The following is a 13,333-nucleotide window of genomic DNA, read 5'->3' on the forward strand; positions in this document are numbered from 1 at the left end:
GCCCTTCGGGGCTTTGTTACTGACTAAATAGCACCCTCAAAGCCCTATTTAAATCATGAAAGCGAATCGGTTTAGTTAATACTTTGTTCATTCCCGCATCTATACAGATTGCTTTATCTTGATGCGAAGCATTGGCTGTTAACGCTACTATGGGTAAGGTCATCTTTAATTCATCACGAATGTATTTTGTTGCGGTTATACCATCCATAACGGGCATCATCATGTCCATAAGAACTAAATCAAAGTGTTGTTGTTGTAACTTTTCAATTGCTTGTTGGCCATGATCAGCCAATGTGACATGGTGATTAAGCTTTTCTAAGAAAGCTTTAATCAACACTTGATTGGTCTTATTGTCTTCAGTTACCAAAATAGCGATAGGCTCTAATGTGTTTTCGTCGTCAACTACTTTGGTATCAGCACTGACAACCGTATAGGGGATCTGAATAGTAAACTTAGTACCTACATTTTGTTCACTAACAACTTTAATATCCCCTTTCATAAGATCAACAAGGCTCTTTGTTATGCTTAAACCAAGACCAACCCCTTCAATCTGCCGGTTTACACCATAATCATGTTGTTTAAAGGCATCGTAAATTGAATCAATATGCGAAGGAGATATTCCCTGCCCAGTATCTGATATTTCAAAGTGTAGGTATTGGTCAGTGTAATCTGCTACAAAATTAACTGTCCCCACTTTGGTAAACTTAAAAGCATTATCAAGAATATTAAAAAGTATTTGCCCTACTCGCGCACTATCAATATTTATTTTATCCGGTAAGCCGTCTTTGATTTGTGTAGAAAAAACAACGTTAGTGCCTTGTGTTATCTCTAAAAACTGTGATGCAATATTCTTCACCAAGGCATTGATGTCGGTTGCTTTAATGTCTAAATCTAATGAGCCACTTTCAATTTTAGAAAAATCCAGTACGTCACTAATTAAATCAAGTAATAAATCGGCACTTGAATTAGCATAATCAAGCCAGCGGCTTTGTTTGTCGCTAAGCTTTGAATCAGCAAGCAAATCTAACATTCCGACTATCGCATTCATAGGGGTACGTATTTCATGTGACATCACGGTTAAAAATTTAGATTTAGCAAGATTCGCTTCTTCTGCCTTTTCTTTTGCTAATTGCAAAGCTTGCTCACGGTCTTTGTTTACTGTGATATCTTTTGCAATTCCGAGGTAGCCTCTAAACTGACCCTGCGCATCAAACTGTGGCTTGCCACTAAATGATACCCATGCCGATGGTGAGGAGTTAACTTCAAACTCAAAATCAAGAAACTCAGCATGCTCGGCTAAAAGGTGCTTAAAGTGAGACCATTTTTTAAGCTGTTTTTGTTCTTGCTGAGTAATTATCGCATCGAAATTTTTATGTAAAAAATGACGTTTATATAAATTACTGTGGCTAGCTGTGGTCAGCACATTAATAAACCGCTCTTCTTTATTGGTGCGCCAAAACCATTCACTGGCAAAGTCTCTAAATAATTCTGACAGCTCTCCAAGGCGAGTTAATAACGAGGTCGAATGAAATTTTTGCCTATTTAAACGTGTTAATTGTGAATACTGCCATGCTACTTGCTGTAATAGCACATGGAGCGCTGTTGATGCTTTTTTAGAAAAATAGTCACTTTCTTTAACTGAAAAAAACACAAAACATTGCATGCTTTCTTCAGACAAGGCGACTTTAAATATCAAGGCATCATTAAGTGGCTCTGAGCTTAGGAAAACATGGTTAGTATTAAAAAAACACCATTCGTCGTTACTGGATTTTAGTATTTCCTTTAGTAATTGTTCATCAAATTCAAGGTGTTTTGTGGTTCTCATTTCGAAAGATGCTTTGTCATGTTCGATATTGATTAAACAAAGTTCGTTAAAAGTAAAGTACGGCGCTAATACATGTTCAAGCTGCGCTTTCAACGCTCGACTGTCATTTATACCGTGAAACTTGCGAAGTTCACTCTGTAACTGTTGTAAATTTAATTCAGCCATTGCTTTTCCACGTTGATATTGCGTCGCATATTGCAAATAAATGCCCCACTTTTAGTGTAGACACTAAACCTAGAAAATAAAGTATTTAAATTTCATTACCTTATAAAACTTAACCTTTTGGTACAGACTATGCTTTTAAGTAGTATTGAACGAGTAAGGGGTAAGAATCATGAAAATAGTATGCATTGGTGGTGGCCATGGTTTATCTCATATGCTCAGTGCTATAAGACCTCATTGTGCAGAGCTAACTGCGATTGTAGCAACAACCGATAATGGTGGTAGCACTGGCAAGCTAAGAAATAGTCAAGATGTTGTTGCATTGGGTGACATACGGCGCTGTTGTTTACAGCTTGCAGATAATGACTCACTTATTCATCAAGTATTTCACCACCGGTTTAATGGCGGTGAACTCGATGGCCACAGCTTGGGTAATTTAGCATTATTAAGTTTAACGCAGCAAACAAACTCTGCGACTCAAGCAGTAGCATGGTTTAACGCAATGTTAGGAAACTCTGAAACTATTTTACCCATGTCAGATGAACCTACCGATTTACTTGCGGTGTTACCTTCTGGTTTAAAAGTATTTGGCGAATGCGAAATTGATTCTCTGGCTGAATTACCCGATTACGTCACCCTTTCTCAAAATGTAAATGCCGCACCAGGTGTTATTCAAGCAATAGAAAACGCAGATATGCTTATTATTGGCCCAGGCAGTCTGATTACCAGTGTTATGCCAGCCATGTTAGTAGAAGATATTGCCAAAGCCGTAGAAAACACATCTGCATGTAGAGTGTTTATTGAAAACATCGCTAAAGAAACCAGTGTTATTAAATCGCTCGATATGAAACCTGTTGACTGGCTTGAAGGCATGCTGGGCTATAGTTTTTGCGATTTAAGTATTTCTTTAGATGCACTTAGTGAAATTGTTTCGCATTTTAATGATGTGGTGAAATCGGCTAATCAACAACACGATATAGAGCAGTTAAGTACGGTGTTTGGGGAAATCTTAAAAATGCCGCTCAGTTTAGAGACTGAGCATGAGCAATTAATTCGCGCTGATCAAGCTCTGCGCGTGGGTTGAGGTCTGTGTAAATTGATCTTGCAACGTACTGATTAGGCTAACAAGTTGGTCATCGAATTGTTCTGCTTTAGCTTTCATTTCAATTTGTTCGGCAAGTTTTCCGACAGCTAATGCACCATAACTCAGGCTACTGCTTTTTAAGCTATGCGCATTGATTTCGATGTCAGTTTGCTTATTTGGATCAGCTAGGCTTGAAACAATTTGACTGGATTCAGTGATATAGACTTGCAAAAGCTGTTTAGCTAAGTCATCACCAACATCCTGTTTTAACTGAGAAAATGTAGCATTATCTATCATGGTCTCACCTTGGAGTGAATATGAAATACAGTGTTATTTTATTTGTTGATTCAAGCCTGATAGGTGGAATCGAAAGTCACCTAATTGCTTTAAATAAGCTTTTAGAACGAAACAATATTAAGAGTTCAATCCTATTTTATCAAGATCATAATAATCGGGATTTTTACTATCGCTTAGAGCAAGAAAATATCGTCTATGGTTTTGCTGGCGGGAGCTTAAAAAGTTTAAACGATATTTTAAAATCGTTTCCTCGTTCAGCGTTACTGCACACCCATGGGTACAAGGCAAGTATCATGGGTAAGTTAGTATGCCGCTGGCAAAACCGCCCTTGCATTTCGACTTACCATGCTGGAGAAGTTGGCCGTGGTAAAGTCTTTTTATATAACAAGCTTGATAAGCTTTTAAGCTTCTTTTCTAAAAATTTTGCAGTTTCAAATCAATTAGCTGCCGATATTTACAATGCCGAAGTACTTGAAAACTTCATTTCTATTCCTAATGCTAACCCGACATTAGAACCTAAATGCAAAAGCAATTTAAATGTTGGTTTTGTTGGTCGGCTTTCAATAGAAAAAGGGCCCGATATATTTGTAGATGTTGCTAAGCAATTTGCCACTAGTTCTTTAAATTTTCATATGTTTGGCGATGGACCTATGCGTGACGAACTTGAGCTTTCTTCAGTATCCTTTCACGGCATGTGCGAGCAACATGAAATTTGGCAAAAACTCGATGTATTAGTGGTCTGTTCTAGGGCTGAAGGACTGCCAATGGTAGTGCTTGAGGCAATGTCGCATGGCGTATTAGTTATTGTCTCTCCTGTTGGGCAATTACCTCATATTGTGAGTCACTTAACTAATGGGCTATTAATGGCAGACAACTCTGCACAAGCGCTATCTAAGCAATTAAATAATTTAATCAATTTAACCCCTGACCAAATTACTTACATGCTTACTAATGCACATACTTTGGTCAGGCAACGGTTTGGTGGAGAGCAACAATTCAAGCAACTTAACCGAGTTTATCGAACTAGCTTACTTGCATCTCTTCCCAGCTTTTAATTTTTCGGTATAAAGTTGAAGGGCTCACATCTAATAAAGCAGCTGCTTTAGGTATGTTGTTATCACATGCTTGTATAGCTTGTTCAATGTAACGTTTTTCAACAAGCCATAATGGTTCAATGTCTGCTTGAGTGAACGGCAACAAAGTGTCATTCATGGTAGCCTGTTCAGTATGCAAGCCTGTATCTACAGCAGTAATAATGACTTCTGGTTGCGGTACTTGATGCAACGATGCTAATTGATTCTGATTAGAGGATTGAGGTAATGCGGGGATCATATCCACTTCGATATATGATTCATCATGTAACACCATAATATTACGAATCGTGTTCTCTAATTGACGAACATTACCAGGCCAACTGTAGCCCAAAAATAAGTTTTTTACGCCTTCAGACATCCCTTTATATTGACGCTTTTCTTCTTTACTTATTTTTTTAAATAACGCATCAGCAATTTCTATAACATCTTTGCCCCGTTGTTTTAGTGGCGGTAAGGCTATTGGAATAACGTGTAAACGATAATAGAGATCTTCCCGAAAGCGACCTTCTTGTACTTCTAGTAACGGGTCTCGATTGGTAGCGCAAACGAAGCGTACATCCACTTTTACTTCTTTTTCACTGCCTACTTGTTGATAACATCCCGTTTGAATAAAACGCAGTAGTTTGCTTTGTAAGTTGATATCCATCTCACAAAGTTCATCAAGAAATAACGTGCCGCCATCAGCTTGACCTGCGGCTCCTTCTCGATTTGCTATAGCACCAGTAAAAGCGCCTTTTAAGTGTCCGAATATTTCGCTTTCAATTAAGTCTTTAGGAATAGCTGCACAGTTTAGAGCAACAAAAGGCTTATTAGCTCGAGGTGATGCTAAATGCACAGCACGTGCACACAACTCTTTACCAGTACCACTTTCACCGGTGATGAACACGGTTGCTTTACTTGCCGATGCAGATTTTATGATTTGATAAACTGACTGCATCACGCTTGAGCTACCAATCAAATCAAAATATTTACCATTTTCGTATGTAGTTTGATAACTTTTTACCGTTTGCTTTAAGTCTTTTAATTTAAGCGCGTTATTTACGGTGATCCTAAAACGATCGGCTTCTATTGGTTTTTCTAAAAAGTCACTCGCGCCGAGTTTAATGGCTTTAATGGCCATTTCTTTGGTGCCATGACCTGTAAGAACAATAACTTGTGGTGCGGTGTCTGAGTCTAACGAAGATAAAATATCCAAGCCATTTATATCGGGTAGCATGACATCTAAAATTATTAAGTCAGGCTCGAATTCTTGTAATGCACACATTGCTTGCTCACCGTTATAAGCGATGCGTGTTTTCACTCCCGTTGGAATCAGATAAGACTGATACATCAAGGCGAGTGACTCAGTATCTTCAACAATGAGTATTTTAGGTGGCATTACTGGCTTCCTTTTTATAGTTTTTATGCTGAGATAAAGTGATTATTTTACAGTTCCTTACTAGTAGCTTAGTGCTTAATTGGTGACTTTGTAAACTCTATATTTAGTGTTTATTGATGACAATTAAAGATGCATCATCAACTTCGTCTGATAGTTTAACTTGGCTTGATTGCCAAAGCTTATATGCAAATTGTTCACTGTGAAGATCTTCGGCCGTTAAATTTGCTATGTGTTGACCCACCTCATTAAAATGTTGGTTGTCTAACCAGCCATCAGTAAATAGTAAAATATGCTCAACATCACTCAGGTCATATTGGTAATGTGAGTAGTGATGTTCATCACTTAAACCAAGTAAAGGGTCTGTTCCAGTTAACTGTATTAACTGCCCTTTTTTAGTAATAACACAAGGAGCAGGATGACCGGCATTGAACCAATGGAATGTGTTGTTTTCTATAAATGTTATTAATAAGGTCACTAAACTCGATTTACACAGTCGTTGTTCACAGAGTGCTGTGTTTAAGGTGCTAAGAACATTTTGTAAGGGGATCTCTGTGGCCAAACAGCCACTCAAAAAACCTTTGATGGCGAAGCTTTCTTTTAAAGCTGTAATGCCATGCCCCATCATATCTCCTAAGATAACTGGTTTTTGTGGCTGGTGGGGATATAAACAGAAATCGCCACCATTTTGTGAAATAATCGAGCCAAAATTATAGGCGGTATGATCTGTTAAACTACGCTGTGTTTGCATTCGCTCTTCGTTAATTAAATATTTTAACGCAGAGAATCGATGAACAATTCGTTCAATACTTTGTAGTAATCGAGTTTTTGTTACGGGTTTTACTAAGTAGTCATCAACCCCTAATAAATTTATCCGTTTAATAAGTTCATCACTATCATCTCCGGTTAGCATGACTACTGATAAATTTGTTTTAATATTTGACTGATTTAATTTTTTTAATAATGGCTCACTTGTGCCATTTTTTAGTTTATGGTCAAGCAACAAAATCGTTGCGCCCGATGTAAGTAGCTCTTGCCAACCTGACTCTATATCTTCACAGCAAATTACCTGAAAGTGGTTGCAAAGATAAGCATTTAGCAAAGCTAACTGAGATTTGTCATCATCGATATAAATCAGTGTTGGTCGTTTATCAATGTTTGATAAATGAAATGAAAAGGTATTTTTGTGCTTCTCTGATGTGTACTTAGCATTTGGGAAGTAGTGCTTAATAAGCGCTACACCCATACCACCTTCTACTAACTCACCACTTTCTAGATGCCAATCAGAGCTATGATTCTCAAACAAATTATAGCTTGGCATTGCATCAGTGAACTCTATAAGCAATTTATTTTTAGGTAATTTATACATTGAAAACTGCAGCTTTTTATCACTTTCCTCGCTATGACGTAGCAAGTTTGTTAGGTACTCAGTAGCAACCAAGCCGGCAGCATCAATATCTTGATTTTTAACACTTATAGCTGTTAATACATGTTTTAGAATATGGCGGATCTCACTAACAATAGGCCAATCTAATTGAAATGATTTTTGATATAAACAATCCATACAAGGCCTCAGTAAGGAACAAATAACCAACGTTGTTTGATCACTTTATTAATTAAAAAATTAGTGAGTGTTGGCCACTTTTGTTGGTATTTATTGAGTGTATTTAAAATACGACTACCAAGCGGTGCAAACTGATGTTGAGCAACAACAATTTTTATATTTTTTATCCCCGCATTGTTTAAATTTGCGACCCCGTGACACAGCGCCTCTTCATTGTTGTAACCAAGTGATACTGTCAAAAAGGTTAATTCAGTACACAGACTTAATGCATGCAGCGGCACATTACCTCGGTTACGTTTCAAGGCCGGGCTCATATCTAAAAAAATAAAATCGTACTCTTGCTTTATTCGTTCAATCGCATCATTGAGTACTGTTTTATTTTTTACCGATTCCAGCTCTTTTAGGTGCTGCATGGTTAATAAATCAACATAATCAGTATTAATAATATTAAGCTGACAAGATATATCACTAAAACACCATGATTCTGCTTTTGTTTGCGAATTCAATTTAAAAGGGTTTAAAGGGTTCAAGTCGATAATTAGTACTCTTGAACCTTGTAAACTTAAACGTCTAGCAACACTTGCACACAATGACGTTGACCCTTCGTTGCCTGTTAAAGAAATAAAACAAATGCAACGTGCTTTAGCATTATCTATTTCGTTACACACAGCTTCTAGTTCTTGGTATTGCGCAGGAATTAATTTCATAAGCCCACCACTAAAGCTAGCACAGTAATAAAATCTAAGAAGTTTGATTTAAATTGACTCATTAAGTCTTGCCCTTTATCAGGGACATAAAGTGTATCGCCCGCTCGAAGAACTGGTATATAGGCTGAGTTAGGGTTTTTCACAAACTCTTCTAAATCAAATACTCTTGATTGCTCTTTGCAGCAAGAGTGGTTCACAACCACGATTTTGTCGATGAGTGCTGAACTTGATGGACCGCCTGCTTCTGCTAAAACATCAAGCACTGTCATGGTATCGTCAAAGCTATAGCGTCCTGGTTTTTCAACTGCGCCCATGATTCGAACAACTTGCTCTTTAGGTGTACGTAACCAGTCTTTGTTTTTTTCTGGGATATAAATGGTGTCGCCAGGTAAAACATGGGGAAATAATGTTTCATCGCCGGTTTCAAAATACATTGCAAGGTTTAACCTGCTAACTTTAGCCGTATTACCATTACGATGAGTAATACGAATATTACGTAGGTCTGCATTATCGGTCGGGCCATCAGCTGCAGCCAAAATATCAATAAAGTGCATGTTGGTATTAAAAGCATATCGACCAGGTGAACCAACCTGCCCCATAATATAAATTGATTTTCCAGACTCTTGGCGGATCCACTGTGATTTGTTGTCTGCAGGATCAACAGGTAACTCTTCAACTATAATGGTATCACCCGCTTGTAAACTCGGTAACGCATGCTTTTTAGCGCCACTAATTGTGTATTGCTCTAAATCAAAGCGTTTTGTCACTTCGCCATTTCTAACAATTTTAATGTCGTTTATATTGGCCCCTTTTGTTGGGCCGCCGGCATGGGCGAGTAAATCTGTAAAATCCATTTCTTGACTCCACTCATAGCGTCCTGGTGACATGATCGCACCAATGATTTTAATTGCTCGCTTAGGTGGAACCTTTAACCAGCTTTTCTCATTTTGATCGGTTTTCTCTGGTACAAAAATTACATCACCCGGATTTAAGTTAGGTACTTTTGCCGTGATAAGGCCTTCACTGTAGCCTTGTAAATCAAATAAGATGCTTTCACCTGCGGGAGTAAGAATTTTTATCTGGCGTGTTTCTGCAAAGCGTGTTGGCCCTCCAGCATTAGCAAGAATATCTAAAAAGCTTGTATTTTCTGCGGCTTCATAGGCACCAGGCTTTTGCACCTCTCCCATGATGTACACGGTTCTTGATGTGGTATTCACATCATCGACCATAATTGGTACATAGATAGTAGAGCCCGCTTTGAGCTCTGGCATGGTATCGTTGCTTGGTTTATCTAAGTATGCTTTTAGATCAAATACCACTGGGGTTTTATCAACAATGACGCGAATTTTAGTTACATCAGCATAGCGAGTTACGCCTTCTGCACGCATTAATGCATCCAGCACACTCATATTTTCTTTAAAAGAGAAACTACCCGGGTTGTGCACTTCACCCAATAAAGTAATCGCACTGTTATCGCTCGCATCGCCAGAAGCACTTAATGTTTGAGCATCAAAATCAATTTGTACATTACCTAATAGCGGAGAAACAGGCACAAATACAGTATCAGCGCTTTGTAAGCTGGGAAGTAAATCTATGTTGCCTGAGTCTAGATACGCTTTATAGTTGAACTCTATAACTTCATTTGCACGGCGGATTTGTAAGCGGTCTAGTTGGGCGCCGGGTTTTAAGCCCCCAGCTCTGGCTATTACCATTTGAATGTTACCGTCGTTTGGAATACTAACTTGTGAAGGTTCATTCACATAACCCATTACATTAATAAAGATATCGCGCGAATGTATTTCTACATAAAAATCATCCATTGCAACAAAGACTTCACTGAGTGATTTTTTGAGCTGTGCTTCAATTTCTTTAAGTTCTAAGCCCGCCACATTAAAACGACCCAGCTCAGGCAGTGTGATAGAGCCATCTTTATCTACCTCAAATGGTTGAGAAAAATCAGCTTCACCAGGTAAATAGACGAAAAGCTTATTGCCCACTTTGATTTCTTCAGCAGCCACTGAGGTTGCGAGAAAAATTAAACAAAGTAATAAAAGTAATTGTTTCATGGTATTACTCCTTAGGCCCGTTTAAGATTTTCGTCCAACTAGATAATGCAGGATGTTGCTCATTAGCTTTTTCGTCACCCTTGTCGATAATAATTGCGTTTACACGTCTATCTGAATGGCGCTTAAAACTCGAATCAGGTTGTTCGCTGTAAGGCGATAAACTTCCTTGTGTTAGGGTGGTCATAGTTGCAGGGTTTACACCATAAACACCCAGCCAATGTTTCACTGTTTCGGCGCGTTTAAGAGCCAGTTCATAATTTGTTATTTGCTGACCACTAATATCAGCATGACCGACAAGCAATAACTCAAGATTTTTCACTTGTTTAATTAGATCTGCAGCTTGTGCTAAGCGTGAGAGATACTTCGGCGTTACCTGAAAGTCGTTTAACGAAAATTGATTATCGCTATTCAAAAGCTCTGTGATCTGTTCTTTTAGAGAAACACTCATTGGCTCTTCTGCTTTTGTTGCTGCACCGCATTTAGTCAAAGCATTAACCGTCTCGAAGTGTTTAGTTAGTTGATTTAGTCCATGGTAATGAACGAGTAAATCATGCTCGGCATCAGCCCACATTTTAGCCGCAATGAGTCGACGAATGCGGTTTTCATATATCTGTGCTTTTAATAATTGAGCAGGCATACATTGTTGAATACCTTGTGCTTTTAGTAAATCAAGTTTGAGTACGTGATGTTCAAACTCACTAAGTACAATGGTTTCCTGTGTATCGTAAATAAGCTCGTTTTGCTCATCGGTTAACGGGTAGTTCTGATATTTTTCAGCCCAGCCGCCTTGCCCTTCATCAGGCCAAGAAGCACATCCACCTAACGTGAGCAAAATTATGATAAAGAGTGTGTGCTTCATAACTCACCTCAAGCTATATCATTTTGTTCAATGAAAGGGATTGTTTTGTCTACTCTTAACAGACTCATTAACTTATGAGGCTGACCAGAGACATTAAGTAATGACAGCTTTTGGCCTTTCTTCTCAATGCGTTTATATAAAAAGACCATCGCACCTATACCTGATGAGTCGATAAAAGTTGTTTCACTAAAATCGAGTACAACGTTGGTTTGTTTACCTTGTGCTACTTCTTCGAATTGATCTTTAAAGCCGTCTACTGCAAGGCCCGAAAAATCATTTGGGAGTGTGATGTATTTACTGTCTACAGATACTTTTGTGTTGTTAGCCATGATCTTCTACCTTTGTATTTGGTTAGTCATAGTTAACAGTACAACTACAGTGCCAGTTTATAACGCATTGATTTATATATCAATAAAGGCTGACTGATGCATAATGCAAACATTTTTGATAGCAAAAATTGCATTATGCAACGTAATTTGCAGAACCTGTTATTGTCCTTTACCTGTGAAAACAACAAGTAAGGTTCGCAGGATAATTGATAATTCTAATTTTGCCCATGCAACAGGAGAAGACATACTCAATGAATAAGCGTAATCCCAACCTATCTTACTTCTGGCGTCTTCTATTGTTTCGTCGTATCCGTTCATTACTTGTGCAAGACCTGAGATACCCGGTTTCACCCCGTAAGTACGTTGACAAAAATAGGGAATATCTTTTTCCAGTTTGCCGTAGAAAACTGGGCGTTCAGGTCGAGGGCCTATTAAAGACATCTCTCCTTTAAGAACATTAAAAAGTTGCGGAAGCTCGTCGATACGGGTTTTACGCATAAAACGGCCAACCGCTGTTATTCTTGGATCATCTTTACTTGCCCAAACAGCACCTGAGTGTGACTCAGCATCAACAACCATAGAGCGAAATTTATAAACGTAAAAAAGCGACACAAATTCATCTGAGCTTTCGCCCACTCTCAACTGTTTAAATATCACTGGGCCTTTTGAGGTAAGTTTAATTACAACTGCAGTTATTAAGCAGATTGGCCATACAAGCGTGAGAAGTGCTAGCGCGCCAACAATATCAATTGTGCGTTTTATTATTTTAACTAGCGTTTTGGTTGAGGCCTTACGAATTGACCTAACCCGTTTCCAAGGTTTGTTAAAGTAGCCAAATTCGTAGCGAATGATTCCCCACAATGCTAAGAAGTAGCTATTTAATATATAGTTCATCTTATCAATCAAAGGTATAGGTGTTGTAATTTGGCAAGTTGCTTTGACTATATGTGTAATGTGTAAAGACGCTATAGCTGTTGCAAGAGCTTGTGCCCACAATGTGTGTGCAATAAATGCCTCAAAAAAAATGCTGGCATAGATAATGGCTAGAATAATAGGCATTACACCACGCAGAACTTTATGAGAAAAATAATTAAGAAAAGTCCAACCTAAACGAGGATTTAACAAAATCATTAAGGCTTTAATTTGTTGCCAATTTCCGGCGCCTAAACGTACGCGGCGGGTGTAATCATCGCTTTGTGAATCGCAATCACGTTCGTATATCACAACGTCTTCGTCGAGTACCGCCTTGCCCCCTTTGCCCAATACTTTCATCGATAAAACAAAATCGTCATTTATGGTGTTTTGTTCAAGTTCAAACGCATCGCTTGAGCGCATAGCGAACATAGCACCAGGGACACCAATAACAGCACCAAGGTTCGATTCTGATTTCTTAATTTGATTTTGGTAATGCCAATAAACCTTTTGTGACTCAGGTGCATCGTCATCCAATGTGTACACACCGGTTAAAATACTGATAGAGGGATTAACAAAATGCTCTACAACTTTATCGAGCACATCAATGCTTAATAAGGCACTGACATCGGTAAAAAGTAGAATATCGTTTTGATATTTTGCAATGCCCATCAGGGTATTCAAGCCTTGTACTTTTCCCATATTCTCATCGCGAATATGAAAAAAGCACTGTACTCCTTGGCTATGAAGCACTTGTTGAGCTTGCATTGCCTGTTCTATCGTGTTGTCTGTACAGCCATCAAAATAAACATGGATTGAATAGCGACTGTTATCATAAATTAATGAGGCTAGGTTATGGAGCTTCTCAGCAATGTGCTGCTGTTCATTGTAAGCGCACATTAACATCGCAATTTTTGGTTGATACTTATCAGCACACTCTTGCTGTGTAGTTGGTTTTAACTTTCTTGAGGCAATCAGTTTTAACAAAATTGGGTAACCAATATGGTGATATATAACAACACACACCAAGGTAATAAATAGAAGCGTAATAAATGTCAT

Annotated in this window: 11 protein-coding genes; 2 read left to right on the forward strand and 9 right to left on the reverse strand. The window is 38.3% G+C overall.

What is annotated here, in order from left to right; all coding sequences use genetic code 11:
- Positions 1-16: 16 nt before the first annotated feature.
- Positions 17-1,990: a response regulator gene (locus L1264_RS12745; RefSeq protein WP_199526500.1), complete on the reverse strand. Its 1,974-nt coding sequence runs from the start codon at positions 1,988-1,990 to the stop codon at positions 17-19.
- Positions 1,991-2,159: 169 nt separating this feature from the next.
- Here L1264_RS12745 and L1264_RS12750 point away from each other — a divergent pair, with 169 nt between their 5' ends.
- Positions 2,160-3,071: a gluconeogenesis factor YvcK family protein gene (locus L1264_RS12750; RefSeq protein WP_235404075.1), complete on the forward strand. Its 912-nt coding sequence runs from the start codon at positions 2,160-2,162 to the stop codon at positions 3,069-3,071.
- Here the strand turns inward: L1264_RS12750 and L1264_RS12755 are convergent.
- A complete protein-coding gene (locus L1264_RS12755) occupies positions 3,036-3,368 on the reverse strand; it encodes an Hpt domain-containing protein (RefSeq protein ID WP_199526498.1) in 333 nt (110 codons plus the stop codon). The two genes, L1264_RS12750 and L1264_RS12755, sit on opposite strands and share 36 nt — an antisense overlap.
- 20 nt (positions 3,369-3,388) lie before the next feature.
- Between L1264_RS12755 and L1264_RS12760 the strand changes: the two genes are divergently transcribed.
- Positions 3,389-4,423, forward strand: coding sequence for a glycosyltransferase family 4 protein (locus L1264_RS12760; protein WP_235404077.1), 1,035 nt, complete (start codon positions 3,389-3,391; stop codon positions 4,421-4,423).
- On the opposite strand, the gene L1264_RS12765 is transcribed toward L1264_RS12760, so the two are convergent.
- From L1264_RS12765 to L1264_RS12795, 7 genes are all read right to left on the reverse strand, one after another.
- Complete coding sequence (locus tag L1264_RS12765; protein ID WP_138557536.1) at positions 4,392-5,840, reverse strand: sigma-54-dependent transcriptional regulator; 1,449 nt, start codon at positions 5,838-5,840, stop codon at positions 4,392-4,394. The two genes, L1264_RS12760 and L1264_RS12765, sit on opposite strands and share 32 nt — an antisense overlap.
- A 103-nt stretch (positions 5,841-5,943) precedes the next feature.
- Positions 5,944-7,401 carry a SpoIIE family protein phosphatase gene (locus L1264_RS12770; RefSeq protein WP_199526496.1) on the reverse strand — a complete coding sequence of 486 codons (1,458 nt, stop codon included), beginning with the start codon at positions 7,399-7,401 and terminating at the stop codon, positions 5,944-5,946.
- Between the two features lie 8 nt (positions 7,402-7,409).
- On the reverse strand, positions 7,410-8,108 hold the full coding sequence (locus L1264_RS12775) for an AAA family ATPase (RefSeq protein ID WP_135924562.1): 699 nt from the start codon (positions 8,106-8,108) through the stop codon (positions 7,410-7,412).
- Complete coding sequence (locus L1264_RS12780; protein WP_235404079.1) at positions 8,105-10,174, reverse strand: SLBB domain-containing protein; 2,070 nt, start codon at positions 10,172-10,174, stop codon at positions 8,105-8,107. Before L1264_RS12780 ends, L1264_RS12775 begins: the two co-directional genes overlap by 4 nt.
- Before the next feature lie 4 nt (positions 10,175-10,178).
- Positions 10,179-11,033, reverse strand: a complete 855-nt coding sequence (locus L1264_RS12785; RefSeq protein ID WP_199526494.1) for an OmpA family protein — start codon at positions 11,031-11,033, stop codon at positions 10,179-10,181.
- Between the two features lie 8 nt (positions 11,034-11,041).
- Positions 11,042-11,362, reverse strand: a complete 321-nt coding sequence (locus L1264_RS12790; RefSeq protein WP_135924568.1) for an STAS domain-containing protein — start codon at positions 11,360-11,362, stop codon at positions 11,042-11,044.
- 159 nt (positions 11,363-11,521) lie between these two features.
- Positions 11,522-13,333, reverse strand: a complete 1,812-nt coding sequence (locus L1264_RS12795; protein ID WP_235404081.1) for a sugar transferase — start codon at positions 13,331-13,333, stop codon at positions 11,522-11,524.

This window comes from Pseudoalteromonas sp. APAL1, assembly GCF_021532475.1.
GTDB lineage: Bacteria > Pseudomonadota > Gammaproteobacteria > Enterobacterales > Alteromonadaceae > Pseudoalteromonas > Pseudoalteromonas lipolytica_C.